Genomic DNA, 19,647 nt, shown 5'->3' with positions numbered 1-19,647 from the left:
AGTTCGCTGTATTTTAAAAAATCATGCAGAGAGTGGCTTTGCGCTGTCGCCGTAGCCAAAATAGCCCGGCCCCGCGAGCGCCAGTCCTTCTGGCGTATGCCATTGCGGATCGGCGGGGATGCCGGTGAATTCCACCATCAAGCCGTAGCGCATCTGTTCAGTGGTCACAGGCAGGCCCATATCGGCATCAAGGGCGCAAATCAGGTCCGGCGTTGCCCAGACGGTTTCGCCATTTTCGCCCTCAGCCAGCAGAAACTCGTTTTGGAAATGCACAGCAAAGCGCTGGCCTGCAAAGCGATCCACACCGCGCAAGATCAGCTTTCCACGGGCAAAACCACCTGTTGTGGCGCGTTCCACATCCACCACGCGTCCGGTGAAAAGATGGGTGCCGCCAAGCTTTTCGCGCAAAGCCTGCCCGGCATGGCGGGAGCGGGCACGCTCATTCAGAATGGTCTCGCCAATGGTACGGATCTGCGTCATCGTGCCGTGCAAAAGCGCCTGTTTCATCTGCTTGCCACTCATGGCATAGGCGGCAACCAACGCAGCACCACCCATTTGAATGGTCACGGCGCGGGCCATTTTCTCGGTCCACAAGTTGGAGACCGCTGAAAACAGCGAGGAATTGCCCTTGTCATCGACCAAGACTAGCGGGCTTGCCGAGATACCATGCAGGGTAAAACTCACCATCTGCAATTCCGGGAAGGCGCGGCCCATGCCATCACCATCCACCAAGGGGAGACCAGTGACGGCCGCCACCATATAGGGAATGGTGGAGTTCAACCCGCCCGCCTCAACGCAGAGAATGGCTCCGGCTTTGCGGCCCAAAAACTGCTCCAGTTCATGCAGCGCTTTCAGCACTTCAGCACCAGATGGCAGTTTTTCCAGCATGACGGTGGGCGCACCCATCATAAAGACGGAAATGCACAATGTGTCGTCATCCACTTCGTCTGCGGCAACCACTGTGACGGGTCCGTGCTCGCGAAGGGCCGCTTGCGCCATCAGCTTGCCAATATAGGGATCACCGCCGCCGCCCGTGCCGAGATAGGCACCGCCAAGGGCAATGGCCTCCAGATCATGTTCTTGCACCTGATAGGCCATGATCACGATCCTTTCATCGGGGTGTAGACAATGCCATCCAGCCCAAAAGCTTTGGGGCCAACCACATCCAGCGCCTCGCGGGAACGCAGCAGCCCATGGCACGGCAAGGCAACGATGGCGACGCGCTGGCCATAGCGCAGCATTTCGGTGGTGATGGCTTCGCCGCTATCCACATCCAGCACCAGAATCAGGTCCGGCACGCAGCATTCCATCTCACCATCGTGGAAGAACACCAAATTTTCATTCTGGATCAGCACCGAGCCGGTTTCGCCATTGTGGGCATCAATGCCGGAAAGCTGCACTTCGCCACGCACAAAACCGCCGCGCAAGTGACGCTTCAAATCGCTGATCTTGCCGGTGAACAGCTTTTTGCCGTTCTCCTTTTTGCAAATGGCTTCAATCGGGTCATCATGGTTTTTCTGCGCAAGCCTGACCGCCTGCCCAAGGCTGACGGCTTGCGTGTAGGAATTGGGAATGCCGAATTGCTTGACAAAAGCCCCGGTCATCGGTGCAGACGCCAGTGTAGATGCCCCCCCTTGCGCCACCACGCAGGCCCGCGCCATGCGCTCGTGCCAAAGCTCGGATACCGCATGCTGAAACAGCACAACATTGCCATGCACATCGCACATGGCCGATGGCGTAGAGCTATGGCCGTAGATGGAAAACGTGGTCATCTGCATTTCCGGGAAGGCCCGGCCCATGCCGTCGCAATCAATCACCGGCACACCCGTGAGAGCGGCCACCACCAACGGTTCCATGGAATTGGACCCACCGATTTCCTCGCAGACAATGGCGTCTATGGTCATATCCAGATGCGCTTCCAGCGCGCGGATGCAGCGCAGGCCCTCACGACCTTCACGCAAGCGCTCAATACCAACGACAGGCGCACCAATACCACCCACGGAAACGCAAAGCGCATCATCATGGATTTTCTGGTGTGGCAGAACCGAGAGCGTATAGCCCTCATCCAGCAACTGGCGGGCACGCAGCTTGCCAATATAGGGATTGCCACCGCCGCCTGTGCCAAGAATGCCAGCGCCGATTTCAAGCGACAAGAGATCATCGTGATCGAGAATCCAGAGGTCTTTCGGGTCAAAATAGTCTTTTGGGGAGATAATCGCGCTCATGCCTGTTCCCCGCTCTGGCCACCCATCTCGCCAACAACCTTCACGTGGATGCGCGTGGCATTGCCCGGCAAATAGGCCAAAGGCACATCTTCACGCTCAATCACCTGAATGGTGGTGGGATCGGCTCCTGCGGCCACAGCGTTTTTCGTCGCTTCCTCTTCGGCTTGCTTCAGGCACAGCTCGCGGGTAAGGCCATTTTCAAGCGCAAAGACCCGGTCCACTTCGCCGGAAATCTGGGCAATGGCAGCGCCCACAGCATTGGCAACCGAGAAATTCTCAGGCCGGATGATCTGAAAATCTCCGAGCTTATCCGGCATCAGGATAGAGCCGCCGCCAACGGCGATGACAGGGATTGGCTCTGGCGAGACCCGGCTGCGCTCAATGGCATTTTCCAACATATGATGGATACGGGCAAGCGCTGCCTTGGCAAGCGCGGGTGAGACATCGGCCACCTTGCTCTTATCGCCGACATCGGCGTGGCCAGCGGCCACGGCAATATCGGTCGCCGTCAGCGTTGCGCCGCCAAACACCTTGGCCTCAGACGTAATGCGATAGCCCACCGATTGCGGACCAACGGTAACCGTTTCCGCATCACCACGCACCAGCGAACCACCGCCCAGACCGATGGAAAACACATCCGGCATACGGAAATTAGTGCGCACGCCGCCGACATCCACCACCGTTGCCGCCTGACGCGGAAAGCCCAGATGCAGCGCCCCGACATCAGACGTCGTGCCGCCAATATCAACAACAATGGCTTCCTGCACCCCGGTGAGGAAGGCCGCACCGCGCATGGAATTGGTGGGGCCTGAGGCGAAGGTCAGAACCGGAAAGTCTTTCACTGTCTCTGCCGCCATCAGCGTGCCGTCGTTCTGGGTGATGTGGAAGGGGCACGTGAGACCAGCACTTTTGAGCGCTTCGCCAAAGGCCCGCACGGTTTTATAGGCCAGCTCCAACAGGCTGGCGTTCATGATCGCCGCACTCTCGCGCTCCAGCAACCCAATGCGGCCAATGTCGGTGGACATCACCACCGGCAAGCCGGGGCAATGCTCCTGCAAGATCGCTTTGGTCCGCTGCTCCATCGCCGCATTGATCGGGCCGAACACGCAGGTGACGGCTGCGGCCTTGAGATTGTTAGCGCGGATTTCACCGGCGATGCGCTTGATCTCATCTTCATCCAGCGGCGAGATTTCGCGGCCATCAAATTCATAACCGCCGCGCACCATATAGCCATGCTTGCCCACCACGGGCTTCAGGTCTTCCGGCCAGTCGATGGCTGGCGGCAGGCAGGCGGTGGCGGGCAGGCCGAGGCGGATGGCGGCAACCGGGGTCATATGCTTGCGCTCAATCACGGCATTGGTGAAATGGGTGGTGCCGATCATCACATTGGTCACAAGACTGCGGTCAATGCCTGCGGCTTTGATAGCCCCTTCCATGGCCTCGACAACGCCGGTTGTAACGTCCTCCGACGTTGGAGCCTTGATACCCGACAGAACCTTGCCGCCCTGCATGACAACGGCATCCGTATTGGTGCCGCCCACATCTATTCCCAATCGGTACACGTGTGTTTTCCTTTCAACAACGGGTTCACAGTCCGGTGGCGTGCACCAAAAAGCGGCCTCGTTCCTCTTCACTAATGGTGGGTTTCAACGCCTCTTGCGCATCGGTCAAAACCGGAATGGCGGCAATCAGGGCGCGGGTGTAAGCGTGGTGGGCTGTCGCGAACACTTCGGCAGGTGTGCCCTGTTCGACGATCTCGCCCTTGTACATGATGACAATGCGCGAGCAGAAATTTCGCATCAAAGACAGATCATGGGAAATGATCACATAGGTCAGGCCGAGCTTTGCGCGCAGGTCCAACAGCAGCTCAATCACGGTTTTCTGCACCGACACATCCAGCGCCGATGTCGGCTCATCCAGAATGATGATCTGCGGATTGGCCGCCAAGGCGCGAGCAATGGCGACGCGCTGCTTTTGCCCGCCGGAGAGCTCATGCGGATATTTGGAGACGAAATTGGCAGGCAGGCGCACGAGGTCGAGAAGCTCGACAATCCGGGCTTTCCGCTCGTCCTTGTCGAGACCCACATGGGCCAGCGGCACAGCCAGAATCTGCGCAACGGTGCGTTTGGGGTTCAGCGATGTACCGGGATTCTGATAAACAATCTGGCTGAGCCGCAAAGCGCCATCTCGGGGCGTGCCACGCACGACAATCTCGCCATCGGTCGGCTGCAACAGGTTCATCATCATCCGCGCCAGCGTGGTTTTGCCAGAGCCGCTTTCTCCGGCAAGGCCGAAGATTTCGCCTTCGTTGACCTGAAGATTGATGTTGTTGACGGCCAAATGGCCGCGGCTTTGGCCAAACAGCGCCCGCTTGGCATAGAGCTTGCGCACATTGCGCAAGGAGATGATCGGAGCCTTGTCGCTCACCGGCTGATCAATCACCCCTTCGCCATAGAGCGGCGGCACCGCCGCCATCAGCTCGCGGGTATAGGCCTGCTGTGGAGCTTGAAACACGGATTTCAATGCGCCTTGCTCAACAATGCGGCCATGCTGCATCACAATCACCCGGTCTGCCGTCTGGCGCACCACACCGAGATTGTGGGTAATCATCAGCAGTGACAGGCCTTCTTCGGTCACCAGACGATTAATCAGCCGCAGAATTTCATCCTGCGTGGTCACATCCAGCGCCGTGCCCGGTTCGTCGGCAATCAACAGATCGGGTTGATGCAAAAGAGCTAGCGCGATCAGCACCCGTTGGCGCATACCGCCGGACAGCTCAAATGGCCAGGCGTTGAACACCCGCTCAACATCGCCCAATTGCACCTTGCGCAACACCTCGAAAATCCGCTGTTTGCGGCCCTTCGGCGTGTCATAGATGCCCTGATTGCGATCAGCATAATGCATCACGTCTTCCAGATGCCGACCAATGCGAAACACCGGATTGAAGGAGGACAGCGGGTCCTGCATGATGATGGAAAAGGCAGTCCCTTTCAGCTTGTTGCGCTCACCGGATGGAAGCGTCAACAATTGCCGCCCGCGATAGGCAATTGCGCCCGCCTCCACCTTGGCATTGCTGGGCAAAGTGCCCAGAATAGCCTTGGATGTCACGGATTTGCCCGATCCGGTTTCGCCAATCAGCGCAACCCGCTCTCCGGCCTCAATGGTGAAAGAGATGTCGTGCAACACCCGGTTCACCCGACCATAGCCGGAGAAGGCAACGGTCAAATCCTGCACGCTCAGCAAGGGATCAGCCATGGTTATGCCTCCACATCAAACATGTCGCGCAAGCCATCGCCCAGCAGGTTAAAGCCAAGGGTGGCGTAGAAAATCGCGCCACCGGGGGCCAGCACTTCCCACCATTTTTCTGGCAGAAACTGACGGCCATCGGCCACCATCGAGCCAAGGTCTGGCGTTGGCGGCTTCACCCCAAAACCGAGGAAGGACAGCGTTGCGCCAAACAAGATGACAAAGGCTGCATCCAGCGTGGTCTTCACCGAAATCACGGCAATGCAATTGGGCAGAATTTCCCGAAACAGGATATGGATGGGGCCAGCCCCGGCGAGACGCGCCGCCTCGATAAAATCCTCACCGGCAATGGAGACCGTGACGCGGTAGACAAGCCGCGCATGCCAGGTCCACCATAAAAGCGTAATCGCAATCATGGCATTGATCAGATTGGGCTCCAGCACATTGCCTATCGCCAGCGCCATCACCAGCGGCGGAATGGCCAGCATGATATTGGTAAATCCGGTGATCAACCGCTCGGTCCAGCCGCCGAAATAGCCAGCACACAGGCCCAGCACGGCACCGATGGGAACAGAAATCCCCAACACGCCAAACACCAGCAGCAAGGAGACGCGAAAACCAAAAATGGTGCGGGTGAACAGATCACGGCCCACCTTGTCGGTTCCAAACCAGTTGGTGAGGTTTGGCGGATTGTGGCGGTGGCGAAAATCAACAACAGAGCCGATATGGCTGGGAAACGGCGTGATCAGCGGCGCAACAACGGCCATCACGATGACTGAGAGCACAATCAAAGCGCCGAGCAAGGCGGCAGGATTGCGGGAAAAGCGGTACCAGCTCATGTAACCGGCTGAGAGATCTTGTTCGCTCATCATTCGCCTCCCCGAAAACGCAGACGCGGATCAATCAGGCTGACAACGAGATCGATGACCAGATTGGCGAGGATGAAAAACAGGCCGGAAATCAGCACCACAGCCATCAGGGCGTTCAGGTCTTTTTGCAAAATCGCATTGAGACCGTAGGAAGCAAACCCGCCCCAGCCAAACACCATTTCCACCACAAAGGCATTGCCAATCAGCGAGGCAAATTCCAGCCCCATGATGGTCAGGGGCGCAACAGACGACAGCTTGAGCAGGTAGCGAAAGGTCACGACATAATCCGGCACGCCAAAACTCAGCAGTGTCAACACATGGTCCTTGCGCTGATTTTCAATCATCGCCGAGCGCATGATGCGGGTGATCTGGCCAATGCCGGCCATGGCCAATGCCAATGCGGGAAAAACCAGATGCTGAAGGGCATCGGTGAACACATCAAACCGGCCATGGATCAGGCTATCGACCAGCAGAAAGCCGGTTGGCCCAGCGGGGGCGTGAAGATCGAAATTCACCTGCCCCAACAGAGGCCAACCCGGCAGAAAATTCGCCGCAAACAATTGCAGGCCAATGGCAAATAGAAAGGACGGAACCGTGACGCCGACCATGGAAAACAGCCGTCCGATATTATCGATCCAGGTGTTGCGATGGCGTGCGGTGATGACGCCAAGGGGAATGGCAATCAGCAGATCGAGAATGACCGTCACCACCACAAGCTCCAGCGTGGCGGGGAGAAATTCAACAACATCCTGAATGACGGGACGATGCGACGACAGCGATTGGCCAAGATCACCTTGCAGGGCATTCGTGATGTAGCGGCCATATTGCACGAGGACAGGCTGATCGAGCCCCATTTCACGGGCAAGCGCCGTGACCTGTTCCTGCGATGCCGACGGCCCCAGCGCCATGCGGGCCGGATCGCCGGGTACCACGCGGGCCAGCGCAAAAATCATCAAAGACAGCACGAACAGCACCATGACCACGGAAAACACCCGCCTCACGATCTGCTCGACAACATGCAAAATCATCCCGCCATTCCCTCTTTGCGCCATGGTGGCTTGGAAGGACTGGCAAGAGCAATGTGGGCGAAGGATAGGTTTTTACAAAATAAGGATAGGTTTTAAGATGTTTCAGCTGTGATCGGACCCCGCTTTGCGGGCGCAAGGCAAAGATCTAAAGTATTTCAGTGAGGAGAGATTAGCGCACCCAACCCAGCGCCCTCGCCGCCGCAATCGCCTCGTGACGCCGGGAGCAGCCAAGTTTGCGATAGACATTTTTCAGATGAAATTTCACCGTGGGCTCTGAAATGCCGCTGTTGCGGGCAATCAGCTTGTTGGAGGCCCCTTCCGCCAGCATGGTCAGGATTTTCAGCTCCTGCTGGGTCAGCCGGGTTCGGGCCGCCGCAAGACTGCTGTGACGCCCCTTGTCCAGCCGCCGCAGGATAGCCCGCGCCGGGGTGGCCGCCATCACGAATTCAACTATCCGCTTGTCTTGCAGCAGGTGATCGAGAAACAGCCATTCCTCTGAGAGGGCCGTCAGTCCGCCATGGCTTGCGCAGCGTTCAAACACCTGTCGCAGCAGAGTGCGGGCTCTGGAATTTTGCTGCGTTTGCCGCAAGACGAAGGCCAGCCAGAGGGAAACCGCAATTTCCTGCCTGACCAGCAGATGCGGGTTGGTCAGCATCACCTCAAGCTTGCGGTCGAGATGGGGAAAGGCCGGGCGCTCGTAGGAGATTTGCCGCAGCCAGCTCAAGGCCAGCGTAATCTCGTCTCGACCCGCCAGGCGGGCCAGAGCCTCCTGCGCGCTTTCAATCCACACCCGATCAAACCCGGCCCGCAACGGCGCAAGCAGACGGGTCGCATCGCCCCAGCAATTGCCGCTTTGCAGGATCTGCGCCTTACGCACATCCAGCGAGAGACGAAACTGCCGGTTCATCGGCTGGTAAACGCTCCAGCCATCGAGAAAGCGAAGAGCGACGCGGGTGGACATGTGGACACTTAAGGCGTGGCTGCCGTAGTAGATCGCGACATCGGCCAGACTTGGCCATAACTCGCCCGCAATCATTGCGGCCATCTCTTCCTGTAAAAAGCCAAGCAGCACCGCTGGCTCGCCGTTTTCATAGGCCATGCAAGCTGTCAGCAGATCAAGAAAGCGACGATCTCCGGGACTGTCAAAGCCTGTTTTTGCCAGCATGTCCTCGGCAAGCCGCAAAGACTGGCCCATCCGGTTGAAATCAGAGGTCAAAAGGCTGAGCACCGATTGATGCAGCGCTATATAGAAGCACAGAATGGGACAATCCGCCTGCCGATAGGCCTTCATGGCCTTTTCGGCCATGCCATTTGCCTCTTCATAGCGCCGGAGCCGAAGGAAAAACTCCAGCATGGCATTGTAAAACGATCCGCGCTGCTCCGGCTCGTCCAGCGGCAACTCGCCGCCAATCTCAAACAGTGCCTCCAGCAATCTGTCGGTCGGCGTAACATCCTCATAGATCAGCACCGTGATACGAAACAGCCTGACACGTAGGGAAAGCGTACTATCGCGCGAGAAAACGCCCAATACATTGCGCATTTCCACCCCGAAGCGCTGGACCAGAAATTGCATTGCCCATGCCACATCACCGGCTTTGATCATCAGAAAGGCGCGACTGATGGCCAGTTCTTCCGGCAGGTCATCACAGCCCGCCTCAAGACCTGTCACCACACGCAAGAAGGCCTCATGGCCCAGCCGATAATAGAGAAACCAGCCGCCTGCCTTGCAAAACAGGGACAGTGCATCCTTGCCCTGATTGCACGCCAGCAACCGCAGGATCACCGCCTCCAGATTTCGCGGGTTGCAGCGTAAAGCCTGCGCCAGAACCCCGGATGGGTCGGCAGCCCTTGACGGATCGACAAGACGTCGGAGCATTTCTTGCTCCAGCGCGCCGGGCAAGGCGCTCTTGATCCTTTGGCAGGCTGCGGTGGCGGAGTGGGCAAGCGGTGGCAGCCGCATGGCAAGCCAGGACGGCCAATTCTCTCCACAAACCAGAAGCGCCGACATATCAGCATCATCCAGGCCCACCAGACAGTCTTCGGCCAGAAACGTCGAAAGCCGGCTCTGTCCAGCTAGCGCATCCTGACACTTTATCCCCGGCGACAACAGGACCGGCCAGCCGGCACATCTGTCCCAATCACGATGGCTCAATCCACCCTGCGACAGAACAAGATCCTCACCATCAAGATCCAGCACCTGACCATAGAGGCGCAGCCGGTCCAGCCCAGGCAAGCTCTCGCCGGGGCGCAGGGCAATGGCATAGCGGTGTCCTTGCTCAAGCCGCGAAAGGTCAGGAGAGATGGTTGGGCGATCATATACTGTCCATAAGGCGGCATCAGCCCCAAGCGCCGCGATCAAGGCCTGAAGAAGCCAGGTTTTGCCGAAGCCTGCGGGCGCAGTCACGACGATGACAGGGCGGATGTCATCACCAATGCGCGCGATCAGATCGCTTCGCCCAATCGGCGCATCGAGTGGTGCGGTCATGGATTTCGCATTATGCTTCGACATCAGCGCTTACAGTCAGCCCAAGAGACCAAAGCGCCATTATGACATACTCATCACCGGGCAGCCATGTTGGCAACGAGGTCGCTGAACCTTTCACCCTGAACGGCCACATGCATTCCGAGCAACCGTCTTGTCTCCTCTATATCGCCTCGAAAAAGCGCCTCGACAATCGCCCCATGTTCGGAAAATGACGTCGGCAGGCGGTTGCGCACCCGCAATTGCAGCCGCCTGTAGGGTCGCAGACGGCGATGCAGTTGGTTACATTGCTCCTCCAGAAATTCGCTCCGGCTTGCCGCATAGATCGCCTTGTGAAAGGCTTCGTTGTCATAATAATAGCTATCACTGTCGCCAGCGCCCGCGGAGATTTCACACCGCTTATGAGCCTCAAGAATGGCCTCTTTGGATTGCTCATCCAGCCGACGGGCAGCAAGCGAACCAGCCAGACCTTCCAGCTCGGCCATGACCTCGAACATTTGATAGATACGGTGCGGCCCCGGATCTATAACGACGGCCCCACGGCGCGGACGGATCTCGATGAGGCCAATGGCGTTCAGCTGCATCAGCGCCTCGCGCACCGGTGTGCGCGACACACCGAACCGATTGGCCAGCAAGGTCTCATCCAAGCGGAGACCGGGCGCAAATTCATGAGACAAAATCGCATTTTCAATTTCGTCCCGCAGCCAACGCCCCGCGTTTTCAGACATGCATCTGGCCTCCATAATGCAATTTTTCCATTCTTGTATACAAGACTGTTGACACCGTGCACATTGTGGGCCAGCTTACATACCATATTGCGGTGGATATTGAATAGACAATGATAATAAAAGGGGCAGCGCGGGGGGGCGCCGTCCTGATGATCGGAGGAATTTTGGATGGCCGGAACCTCTTTTCTCAGTGACCTGCTTTCGGGCGTCACGGAACGCGGTCGCGCGCTGCTGTTTTCGGGATCGAAGGCGCGCGACAGGGTCGTCGATACCGACATCGAAACCCTGTGCGAAATGCTGCTTTCAAGTCGCGGCGAAGCCTCGGGCATGGCAATCGCGGCGGAAATCCTGGATCGCTGGAGCCGTTTCAATGCCGCAGAGGCCGTCCAGTTTCTGCACATGCTGTCTGACCGTTTCGGCGCGGAAGCCGCAGCGCTCGACAAGGCGATAGACGCCTATCGGACCGACAAAAGCCCCATGGCCGTCATCGCGCTGCACAATGCAGCCGAACCGCGCCGGCAGGAACTTTTGCGCCGCCTCAACCTTGCGCCCAACGGCACGCAAAAGCTTGTCCGCATGCGCGAACGCCTGCTGGAGACCAAGGAGGATCGCGCCGATCTTGGCGCTGTGGATACCGATTTCGCCCATCTTTTCAGTTCCTGGTTCAACCGTGGCTTCCTGACGCTGCAACCCATCGACTGGACGACACCGGCGCATATCCTGGAAAAAATCATCAAATACGAGGCCGTACACGAGATTGCAGGGTGGGAAGAATTGCGGCGGCGGCTCGCGCCGGCAGACCGGCGCTGCTTCGCCTTTTTCCATCCGCGCCTGCGCGATGACCCGCTTGTCTTTGTCGAAGTCGCGCTGACCCGTTCGATACCAAGCGCCATCGCTGATGTGCTTGATGAAAGCCGGGATCATATCGGCGCCGATACCGCAACGACTGCGGTCTTCTATTCGATTTCCAACTGCCAGGACGGCCTTCGCGGCATTTCCTTCGGAAACTTTCTCATCAAGCAGGTGGTGGAAGACCTGCGGCGGGATCTGCCCGGCCTCAAGGAATTCGTCACGCTCTCGCCAGTTCCGGGGTTTGCCCGCTGGATTTCGAAGATCAGGGATCCGAAATCCGGTTTCCCGCTGTCGCAAGACGACCGCAACACGCTGGCCTTGCTGGATGATCCGACATGGCCTGAGGATAAGGCCAGAGCGGATGTCGTGGAGCGCGTGCTGCTGCCGCTCGCGGCACGATATTTCATCACCGAAAGAACGCCGGACAACCGCCCGGTCGATCCCGTTGCCCGCTTCCATCTTGGCAATGGCGCCAGGCTGGAGCGGCTCAACTTTCTGGGCGACCGGTCAGTGAAGGCGATGCGGCAGGCGCATGGGCTGATGGTCAACTACCTCTACAAGCTGGAGGACATCGAGACCAATCATGAGGCCTTGGCACAGCGCGGAGAAGTGGCAGCATCGCCAGCCGTTAAAGCCTTGCAGGGAAAAATCGAGCTGGGCCTTCCTGAAAAAACCAAGGATATCAAAAAAGCGGAGAGCCTGTCCGGTTCTTAAACAAACTGGAGAAAGACCCGCACGCTGCTTGGAGCCAGGACGGATTTAAGGTCCACGGCACAGACGGCGATCACCATGATCGGAGGAGTAGAGTCATATGAGCAACCATCTTTTTGATGCCATCAAAGCCGCAGCACGGCCCAGTTCACCATTCATTCTGATCAATGGCGGACGGATCTGGACGTATGACGATGCGATTGCGCTTTCCGGACAGATTGCTGGCGCTATTGCCAAGCTCGGCATTCAGCCCGGCGACCGGATTGCCGTGCAGATCGAGAAGAGCCCGGAAGCGCTGATCCTCTACCTGGCCTGCCTTCGCGCCGGCGCGGTCTACCTGCCTCTGAACACGGCCTATACGCTTGCCGAACTGGACTATTTCATTGGCGATGCCGAGCCGAAGCTGGTGGTTGTCTCCTCCTCCGCGCTGGAACCCATCAGAAAAGTGGCTGCCCCCTATGGAGCGCATGTCGAAACGCTGAATGCGGACGGCTCAGGCTCGCTGATCGATCTTGCCCGCATAGAACCGACCGATTTCGCCAATGTCGCCCGCGCGCCCGACGATCTCGCCGCCATCCTTTATACGTCGGGAACGACCGGTCGCTCCAAAGGCGCGATGCTGACCCATGACAATCTCCTGTCGAATGCCTTGACCCTGCGCGAGTTCTGGCGCGTCACAAGCGATGACCGGCTGATCCACGCCCTGCCGATTTTCCATACGCACGGGCTGTTCGTCGCCACCAATGTGACCCTGCTGTCTGGCGCGTCAATGATCCTGTTGCCAAAATTCGATCCTGACGAAGTGCTGTCGTTGATGCCGAATGCCACGCTTCTCATGGGCGTTCCGACCTTTTATGTACGCCTCCTGCAAAGCCAGAAACTGGACCGGGAGATTACGGCCAATATACGCCTTTTCATCTCCGGTTCTGCGCCACTGCTGGCCGAGACCCATGTCGAATTCGGCAAGCGCACAGGCAAAGCGATCCTTGAGCGCTATGGCATGACCGAAACCAATATGAATACATCCAATCCCTATGACGGAGACCGGGTTCCGGGAACCGTCGGCCTGCCGCTGCCGGGCGTAACGGTGCGCATCACCGATCCCGCAAATGGCACAATTTTGCCAGCGGGTGAAACAGGGTCCATCGAAATCAAGGGGCCGAATGTCTTCAAGGGCTATTGGCGGATGCCTGAAAAGACAGCCGCGGAATTCACCGCGGACGGCTTCTTCATCAGCGGCGATCTCGGCAAGATCGATGAGAACGGCTATGTCCATATCGTTGGGCGCGGCAAGGATCTGGTGATCTCAGGCGGATACAATATCTACCCCAAGGAAGTCGAAAGCGAAATCGACCAGCTTGAGGGCGTCGTCGAAAGTGCTGTTATCGGCGTACCCCACCCGGATTTTGGCGAGGGCGTAACCGCCATTGTCATCTGCAAGCCGGGCTTCTCGCTCGATGAGAAGGCAATTCTCAATGCGCTTCAGGATCGGCTTGCCCGCTACAAGCAGCCCAAGCGCATTATTTTCCTGGAAGACCTGCCGCGCAATACGATGGGCAAGGTCCAAAAGAATGTTCTGCGCCAGCAATATGCCGATCTTTACGCGGCAGCCTGATTAAGCCTGGGAGCGCGCTCCAATTGCTCCCAGGTTAAGCCGCGTCATTTGGGAGGGGCGCGTGCAGAGATATCCAATCTGAATATACACACGCTGCCGGCACTCATCACGCCGCAGGGAGGGGACTTATGAACATTGAAATCCTATCTATAGGGCTGTTGGTTGCGATCTTCATTATCGCGACGATCCAGCCAATCAATATGGGTGTTCTGGCCTTTGGCTGCACCTTCGTCCTGGGCTCGCTGATTATCGGCATGAAGCCCGCCGACATTTTTGCGGGTTTTCCCGCCGACCTGTTCCTCACACTGGTGGCCGTCACCTATCTCTTTGCTATCGCTCAGATTAACGGAACCATCGACTGGCTTGTGGAGAAGTCTGTCCGGATGGTTCGCGGGCGTGTCGGGTGGATACCCTGGGTGATGTTCCTCGTTGCAGCAATCATCACCGGCTTTGGCGCCCTTGGGCCAGCAGCCGTTGCTATCCTCGCTCCCGTGGCACTCAGCTTTGCCGTTCAATACAGGATCCATCCGGTTTTGATGGGGCTGATGGTCATTCACGGCGCACAGGCTGGCGGCTTCTCGCCGATCAGCATCTATGGCGGCATTACCAACCAGATCGTCGCCAAGGCAGGTCTTCCTTTTGCGCCGACCTCGCTATTTCTCTCCAGCTTCTTCTTCAATCTGGCAATTGCCGTTCTCATCTTCTTCGTTTTCGGCGGCCTTTCCATCCTGAAACAGAGATCTGCTGTCAAAGGCCCCCTGCCCGAGCTTCATCCTGAAGGCATCTCGGCCTCTATAAAAGGCCACGGCGGCACGCCTGCAAAGCCGTTCCGCGAACATGCCTATGGTACCGCCGCAGACACGCAGTCAAAGGTCCGGCTGACGACCGAGAAGGTGACGACGCTTATTGGCCTTACCGCGCTTGGCGTCGGAGCCCTGGTCTTCAAGTTCAATGTTGGTCTGGTGGCAATCACCGTTGCGGTGCTGCTGGCTCTGCTTTCGCCCACAACGCAAAAGGCCGCCATCGACAAGGTCAGTTGGTCAACCGTGCTGCTGATCTCCGGCATTATCACCTATGTCGGCGTGATGGAGAAAGCTGGCACAATCGATTACGTCGCCCATGGCATCTCCAGCCTTGGCATGCCGCTGCTGGTGGCGTTGCTGCTGTGCTTCACCGGCGCCATCGTCTCGGCCTTCGCTTCATCGACTGCTTTGCTTGGGGCTATTATCCCGCTCGCCGTTCCCTTCCTGCTGCAAGGGCATATCAGCGCTGTCGGCGTGGTGGCGGCCATTGCGATCTCGACAACGATTGTCGATACCAGCCCGTTCTCAACCAATGGAGCCCTGGTCGTTGCCAATGCGCCAGATGACCAACGCGACAAGGTCATGCGCCAGATGCTGATCTACAGCGCACTGATCGCGCTGATCGGACCGGTCATCGCCTGGCTTGTCTTCGTCGTGCCGGGTATTATTTAATGCAAAAACCGGGTGGAACGTATCAGCGTTCCACCCGGATTGTTTTGGGTTCTCTCGACTTGGTTTCTTTGCCAGAAGGCAGGAGTCCTGCCTAGCGCTCAAGCTTCTCAGCGGGCGCAGGCAGAAGAACCTGGGCACTGGACCCGCTGGGGGCCATCAACTGCTTCAGCACATCGTCCGCCGATTGGCTGGAGCCACCAATGCCTGCTTCCCGCAGTTGGCGATCAAGATCACTGCCATTTTCCAGCGCCGCCAGTTCCGCACCGGCCTCGATACGGCCAGCGGTGATTTCCTGGCGTTTCTTGATCCGTTCAAGGCTTTCCACTGCACTGCCAAGACGGGTGTTAATGCCAGACTGGCTATGTGAAATGGCCGATTGCGCCCGCAGCAGCGATTCATTTGCCTTCACATTTTCCACTTCGCGCTTCATCTGGGTAATGCGCGCCTCGGTGTCCTGGATGGTGCGCAGCATCTGTTGCTGGCGCGGCAGCAGGCGGTTCAGTTCCTCTTCATCGCGCTGAATTTCGCCACGGATAGTGGCGATGCGCTGCGCCAAGCCTTGGGCAAGGTCCATACGGCCAGCATTGAAGGCGGCGCGCGCGCTGTCGCTATCCTTCAGCTCCTTGGCGCGGGCTTCTTCCAGCCGGCGCATGACGCTTTTGTTGGATGCCATGATCCCGGCCAAATCCGAGCGCGCCCGGCGCAAGGACTGCTCGGCGTCCCGAAGTTCCTGATCCAGAATACGCATGGACTGACTATCGGCAGCAGCCTCTGCCACCTCGTTGACGCCGCCGCGAATGGCGGTGAAAATCTTTGCCCAGGTGCTCATGCCGCCATCTCCCCGTTCTTCCATTCGTCGATCATCACCGCCGCATCCACCGCATTGGCCGCCAGAATGGCCACTTCCTCGACCACCGTTTCGGCCCGCGAGCGCGTGGAAAGTGAACCGAACAGCTCATACCATTCTTCACCATCAATAATGGTAATGCCGAAACTGGATAGCGGCACGAATTTATGGGTCTTCAGAACCATGCGCTCGAAATCCGCGCGGTTCGGCACGTCATTGCATGGCACCAAAACGATGCTGGCGAGAATATCACGTTCGCCGCTCACGGCGACGAAGACATCCATGTCTCCCTTTTCCTTTAGCGTTACGCAGATCACGTCGCCGCTCTGGGGAACGGTCACATCGACATCGCCCAGCGCCTCGGGATCGGCTGCAAACAGACGGGTCAAGCTCGTCAAAGTCCAGGGTTCCAAACATTCCTCCATCGGTTGAAATTCTGAGCATTATCTGGGTATTCCGGCAGGCAGTTAAAAGCCTGTTATGCTAAATAGTTTGCGTGGAAAACGCCGTAAAGACAGGGGCTAAGTGATGACGTCTGTGCCCTTGCTGGTCTTTCCCTCTCCTTGTTTTCAAGGGCCGATCTCCATCTTGCCGCTCAATCCTGCCGGTTTTCCACGACGATAGAATGATGGTCAAGGTTGCTCTTTTCAATCTTGATGCCATATTCACCGCAGCTATCGATTGCGCCTTATAGGAGATGCTTGATGTTGGGTTGGTTCAGCGGACGCAAGACCGAAAAGCCGATGCAAAAAGAACTCGGCCCCCTGGGTGCCGTGATCGGTGGTGCGCTCGATCTTGATTTCCTCTCACTGGAAGCCGATGCGCTGGGGGCTCAACCGGCCATGCCGCTGCCTCAAAGCGGCGCTTTCATTATTGCCGCTTATGGGGAAGTCCGGCTCGATGCAGCATCGGTCCTGTCGCGCTATTACGATGAAAATCACCAGATGATCCAGGTGATGTCCCCATCCGGCAAGCCGGGCGATGGCATAGAGGATATCAGCTTCTACCGGCCCTGGGATAGCGTCGTGCCGGTCAGCCAGAGCGAATGGAACCGCTGGACAGGACCATCAGGCATGATTGGTGCTTCAACTTACGATGCCGATGGCATTCTGTTCAACCGGTTCTGGGGCGAAGGTCCGGAGCGGGCCGAGACCGTTCAATTCGTTGAAGAGGTAGAGGATGGCGAGACCAGACGCTCGATCCATCAATCCTGCATGCTGTATTACCGGCCCCTTGGGTCCACGCAGGAAATGCTGCTGATCAATGTGGAACGTGATCTCGATCCCTCCCAGGCCCAGGCGGGCCGCTCTGTCGAATTTCTGATTGGCTATGGTATCGGTGCCGCCGATGTCCGTCGCGTCTGACCAAAACCTTTCCTGAGGGGATATTTCATGCTGCATTATATGGCGGGGCTTCCGGCCTTTCTGGGTTATTTCTTCATTGGCATAGCGGCCTATGGCGTTTTTGCAGCGATTTACACATGGCTGACGCCCCATAAGGAAGTTGAATTGATCCGGGCTGGCAATCTGGCTGCCGTCACGGCATTTCTGGGCGCTCTCATGGGGTTCAGCCTGCCGCTTGCCTCGGCGGCGGCCAATTCCGTCAGCATGATCGACTATATTCTCTGGGCATTTGTCGGCATTCTCGTGCAGATTTTCGCGTTTTTTATCGCCAATTTCACCATGAAGGATCTGCATGAGAAAATCACCGCCGGTGATATTGCCGCAGGTCTTTGGGGCGGTGGCATAGCGCTGATCATCGGCATTCTCAATGCTGCCTGCATGACCTATTGAGGAGGCCAGAATGCGCAGACGTTTAAGCGGGCGAAGGCCCCCGATCCTCGCCCTTGGCACCATCGCCGCCTCCAGCCTGTTGCTCTCCGGCTGCGGCGAGGATGCGCCCACTGAGCGCACATTCACCTCCGTCGATCAATGCATCTCTCAAGGGATGGATCGGGAAGTGTGTCAGACGGCCTACCAGGATGCCGTCAAAGCCCATATGGCCAACGCACCGCGCTTTGACGGCATGGCCGCCTGCGAGGCCGAATATGGCGCAAAACAATGCGTGCAGCAGACAGCATCCAATACCGATGGGACCAATGGGAGTGGCAGCTTTTTCATGCCCTTCATGGCTGGCTACCTGCTGTCTTCGACCATTAACAATATTGGCGACTATAATCGATACCGGCGGGAATCGACGCAAGGCAGCAGCTATGGCGGAGGCAGCTTTGGCGGAGGCGGCACGCCGATTTATCGCAACCGCAGCGGCCAGACCGTGACCATCAACAAAGGCCGCGACACGATCCTTGCTCCGTCAAGCCAAGGCTCCAAGCCCGCCAATGTCAATACCCGCACGGTGAGCCGCCAGGGCTTCGGGGGACGGTCCTCCTTCAGTTTCGGCGGTTGATATGAAGCGCATTACCATTGCGGAACGTTCCGATTGGCGCGACAAGGCGCGCGCCGTCGGCTTTGGTTTTCATGAAATGTATGGCGAGCCCTATTGGGTGGACGATGCCGCCTATGTGTTTTCCCTGGAAGAAATCGAGACTCGCATAGAGGCACCAAGCCAGGAACTGCACGATATGTGCATGGACCTGATCGGCGACATCGTTGAAAACGAGGAGGTCCTCGACCGGCTGGCCATTCCAGACGATCTCCGCGACGTGGTCCGCAGATCCTGGCAACGCCAGGACCGGCATCTCTATGGGCGTTTCGATCTTGCCTATGATGGCGAAGGCCCCGCCAAGCTGCTGGAATATAACGCCGATACGCCGACATCCGTCTTTGAGACCGCCTATTTCCAGTTCAATTGGCTCACCGATCAGCAGGCGCTTGGCGCGCTTCCAGCCGATGCCGACCAGTATAACCTGTTGCAGGAAAGCCTTGTGGAGGCATTCGAGCAGTTTCCGAAACAGCCGATTTTCCATTTCGCGGCGATGACCGAGAATGAGGAAGATCGCGGCACCACGGTCTATCTGATGGATTGCGCCCTCCAGGCCGGGCACCGCGTCGAGCTTCTCGATATCGGCGATATCGGCATCGATGCAGAAGGGCGCTTTACGGATCTGCAAGACCGGGTGATCGACCAGTGTTTCAAGCTCTACCCCTGGGAATTCATGCTGCGTGAACCGTTTTCCCGGCAATTGGCACGGTCCGGCGATGTGTTTGTCGAACCCGCCTGGAAATCAATCTTGTCTAACAAGGGGCTGCTACCCTTGCTGTGGCAGCGTCACCCTAATCACCCCAATCTATTGCCGAGCTTTTTTGCCGACGATCCAGCCGCCTCAGGTCTTGGAGACTACGTGCGAAAGCCGCTCTTGTCGCGCGAAGGTGAAAACGTCACGCTTTTCCAAGATGGCACGGAATCTCTTGTCTCTCCAGGTGGTTACGGCGAGGAAGGATTTATTGTTCAAGCCTATGCGCCGCTGTTTAAGAGCGAGGCGGGCTTTGCAGTCCTCGGCAGCTGGATTGTCGGTGACAGAGCCTGCGCCCTTGGCATCCGGGAAGACCGATCCCGCATCACCGCCAATCTCTCGCGCTTTGTGCCGCATGTGATCATCTGAAATTTTG

17 protein-coding genes are annotated in these 19,647 nt (G+C 57.7%); 7 read left to right on the top strand and 10 right to left on the bottom strand.

Going from position 1 to position 19,647, the window contains the following annotated elements; genetic code table 11:
- Window positions 1-21: 21 nt before the first annotated feature.
- From AVCG78_RS18915 to AVCG78_RS18880, 8 genes are all read right to left on the bottom strand, one after another.
- Window positions 22-1,098 carry a DUF917 domain-containing protein gene (locus AVCG78_RS18915; RefSeq protein WP_156601495.1) on the bottom strand — a complete coding sequence of 359 codons (1,077 nt, stop codon included), beginning with the start codon at window positions 1,096-1,098 and terminating at the stop codon, window positions 22-24.
- A 2-nt stretch (window positions 1,099-1,100) separates the two neighbouring features.
- Complete coding sequence (locus AVCG78_RS18910) at window positions 1,101-2,225, bottom strand: DUF917 domain-containing protein (protein ID WP_087729935.1); 1,125 nt, start codon at window positions 2,223-2,225, stop codon at window positions 1,101-1,103.
- Window positions 2,222-3,787, bottom strand: a complete 1,566-nt coding sequence (locus AVCG78_RS18905; RefSeq protein WP_071206801.1) for a hydantoinase/oxoprolinase N-terminal domain-containing protein — start codon at window positions 3,785-3,787, stop codon at window positions 2,222-2,224. Before AVCG78_RS18905 ends, AVCG78_RS18910 begins: the two co-directional genes overlap by 4 nt.
- Before the next feature lie 25 nt (window positions 3,788-3,812).
- A complete protein-coding gene (gene nikE, locus AVCG78_RS18900; protein WP_071206802.1) occupies window positions 3,813-5,480 on the bottom strand; it encodes a nickel ABC transporter ATP-binding protein NikE in 1,668 nt (555 codons plus the stop codon).
- Window positions 5,481-5,482: 2 nt separating this feature from the next.
- Window positions 5,483-6,343, bottom strand: coding sequence for an ABC transporter permease (locus AVCG78_RS18895; RefSeq protein ID WP_071206803.1), 861 nt, complete (start codon window positions 6,341-6,343; stop codon window positions 5,483-5,485).
- Window positions 6,340-7,368, bottom strand: a complete 1,029-nt coding sequence (locus AVCG78_RS18890; protein WP_071206804.1) for an ABC transporter permease — start codon at window positions 7,366-7,368, stop codon at window positions 6,340-6,342. The genes AVCG78_RS18895 and AVCG78_RS18890 overlap by 4 nt, the downstream gene beginning before the upstream one ends.
- Window positions 7,369-7,537: 169 nt before the next feature.
- Window positions 7,538-9,853 carry a helix-turn-helix transcriptional regulator gene (locus AVCG78_RS18885; protein WP_071584477.1) on the bottom strand — a complete coding sequence of 772 codons (2,316 nt, stop codon included), beginning with the start codon at window positions 9,851-9,853 and terminating at the stop codon, window positions 7,538-7,540.
- Window positions 9,854-9,927: 74 nt separating this feature from the next.
- Window positions 9,928-10,578, bottom strand: coding sequence for a GntR family transcriptional regulator (locus AVCG78_RS18880; RefSeq protein WP_071207244.1), 651 nt, complete (start codon window positions 10,576-10,578; stop codon window positions 9,928-9,930).
- A gap of 168 nt (window positions 10,579-10,746) precedes the next feature.
- Here AVCG78_RS18880 and AVCG78_RS18875 point away from each other — a divergent pair, with 168 nt between their 5' ends.
- The 3 genes from AVCG78_RS18875 (at window position 10,747) to AVCG78_RS18865 (ending at window position 15,231) form a co-directional block, all read left to right on the top strand.
- Complete coding sequence (locus AVCG78_RS18875; RefSeq protein ID WP_071206806.1) at window positions 10,747-12,144, top strand: malonyl-CoA decarboxylase; 1,398 nt, start codon at window positions 10,747-10,749, stop codon at window positions 12,142-12,144.
- Between the two features lie 97 nt (window positions 12,145-12,241).
- Window positions 12,242-13,756, top strand: a complete 1,515-nt coding sequence (locus AVCG78_RS18870) for a malonate--CoA ligase (protein WP_071584478.1) — start codon at window positions 12,242-12,244, stop codon at window positions 13,754-13,756.
- A 128-nt stretch (window positions 13,757-13,884) separates the two neighbouring features.
- Complete coding sequence (locus AVCG78_RS18865; RefSeq protein WP_071206808.1) at window positions 13,885-15,231, top strand: SLC13 family permease; 1,347 nt, start codon at window positions 13,885-13,887, stop codon at window positions 15,229-15,231.
- 91 nt (window positions 15,232-15,322) lie between these two features.
- On the opposite strand, the gene AVCG78_RS18860 is transcribed toward AVCG78_RS18865, so the two are convergent.
- Together AVCG78_RS18860 and AVCG78_RS18855 are read right to left on the bottom strand one after the other, a co-directional pair.
- Window positions 15,323-16,060, bottom strand: coding sequence for a PspA/IM30 family protein (locus tag AVCG78_RS18860; RefSeq protein ID WP_071206809.1), 738 nt, complete (start codon window positions 16,058-16,060; stop codon window positions 15,323-15,325).
- Window positions 16,057-16,503 carry a YjfI family protein gene (locus AVCG78_RS18855; protein ID WP_071206810.1) on the bottom strand — a complete coding sequence of 149 codons (447 nt, stop codon included), beginning with the start codon at window positions 16,501-16,503 and terminating at the stop codon, window positions 16,057-16,059. The genes AVCG78_RS18860 and AVCG78_RS18855 overlap by 4 nt, the downstream gene beginning before the upstream one ends.
- 279 nt (window positions 16,504-16,782) lie before the next feature.
- On the opposite strand from AVCG78_RS18855, the gene AVCG78_RS18850 reads away from it, so the two are divergent.
- The 4 genes from AVCG78_RS18850 to AVCG78_RS18835 are packed head-to-tail and all read left to right on the top strand — an operon-like array spanning window position 16,783 to window position 19,640.
- Window positions 16,783-17,442, top strand: coding sequence for a YjfK family protein (locus AVCG78_RS18850; protein WP_071206811.1), 660 nt, complete (start codon window positions 16,783-16,785; stop codon window positions 17,440-17,442).
- A gap of 27 nt (window positions 17,443-17,469) precedes the next feature.
- Complete coding sequence (locus AVCG78_RS18845) at window positions 17,470-17,871, top strand: DUF350 domain-containing protein (RefSeq protein WP_071206812.1); 402 nt, start codon at window positions 17,470-17,472, stop codon at window positions 17,869-17,871.
- A gap of 10 nt (window positions 17,872-17,881) precedes the next feature.
- Window positions 17,882-18,484 carry a DUF1190 domain-containing protein gene (locus AVCG78_RS18840; RefSeq protein ID WP_071584479.1) on the top strand — a complete coding sequence of 201 codons (603 nt, stop codon included), beginning with the start codon at window positions 17,882-17,884 and terminating at the stop codon, window positions 18,482-18,484.
- Between the two features lies 1 nt (window position 18,485).
- Window positions 18,486-19,640, top strand: coding sequence for a glutathionylspermidine synthase family protein (locus AVCG78_RS18835; protein ID WP_071206814.1), 1,155 nt, complete (start codon window positions 18,486-18,488; stop codon window positions 19,638-19,640).
- The last annotated feature ends 7 nt before the right edge of the window (window positions 19,641-19,647 follow it).

This window comes from Gillisella vitis (genome assembly GCF_021559775.1).
GTDB lineage: Bacteria > Pseudomonadota > Alphaproteobacteria > Rhizobiales > Rhizobiaceae > Allorhizobium > Allorhizobium ampelinum.
This window is presented reverse-complemented; position numbering and strand designations above follow the sequence as displayed.

Coding starts and splice junctions, on each gene's coding strand:
- AVCG78_RS18915 (WP_156601495.1), bottom strand. CDS start 1,098: ATGGCCTATCAGGTGCAAGAACATGATCTGGAGGCCATTGCCCTTGGC.
- AVCG78_RS18910 (WP_087729935.1), bottom strand. CDS start 2,225: ATGAGCGCGATTATCTCCCCAAAAGACTATTTTGACCCGAAAGACCTC.
- nikE (WP_071206802.1), bottom strand. CDS start 5,480: ATGGCTGATCCCTTGCTGAGCGTGCAGGATTTGACCGTTGCCTTCTCC.
- AVCG78_RS18895 (WP_071206803.1), bottom strand. CDS start 6,343: ATGATGAGCGAACAAGATCTCTCAGCCGGTTACATGAGCTGGTACCGC.
- AVCG78_RS18890 (WP_071206804.1), bottom strand. CDS start 7,368: ATGATTTTGCATGTTGTCGAGCAGATCGTGAGGCGGGTGTTTTCCGTG.
- AVCG78_RS18885 (WP_071584477.1), bottom strand. CDS start 9,853: ATGACCGCACCACTCGATGCGCCGATTGGGCGAAGCGATCTGATCGCG.
- AVCG78_RS18880 (WP_071207244.1), bottom strand. CDS start 10,578: ATGTCTGAAAACGCGGGGCGTTGGCTGCGGGACGAAATTGAAAATGCG.
- AVCG78_RS18875 (WP_071206806.1), top strand. CDS start 10,747: ATGGCCGGAACCTCTTTTCTCAGTGACCTGCTTTCGGGCGTCACGGAA.
- AVCG78_RS18870 (WP_071584478.1), top strand. CDS start 12,242: ATGAGCAACCATCTTTTTGATGCCATCAAAGCCGCAGCACGGCCCAGT.
- AVCG78_RS18865 (WP_071206808.1), top strand. CDS start 13,885: ATGAACATTGAAATCCTATCTATAGGGCTGTTGGTTGCGATCTTCATT.
- AVCG78_RS18860 (WP_071206809.1), bottom strand. CDS start 16,060: ATGAGCACCTGGGCAAAGATTTTCACCGCCATTCGCGGCGGCGTCAAC.
- AVCG78_RS18855 (WP_071206810.1), bottom strand. CDS start 16,503: ATGGAGGAATGTTTGGAACCCTGGACTTTGACGAGCTTGACCCGTCTG.
- AVCG78_RS18850 (WP_071206811.1), top strand. CDS start 16,783: ATGTTGGGTTGGTTCAGCGGACGCAAGACCGAAAAGCCGATGCAAAAA.
- AVCG78_RS18845 (WP_071206812.1), top strand. CDS start 17,470: ATGCTGCATTATATGGCGGGGCTTCCGGCCTTTCTGGGTTATTTCTTC.
- AVCG78_RS18840 (WP_071584479.1), top strand. CDS start 17,882: ATGCGCAGACGTTTAAGCGGGCGAAGGCCCCCGATCCTCGCCCTTGGC.
- AVCG78_RS18835 (WP_071206814.1), top strand. CDS start 18,486: ATGAAGCGCATTACCATTGCGGAACGTTCCGATTGGCGCGACAAGGCG.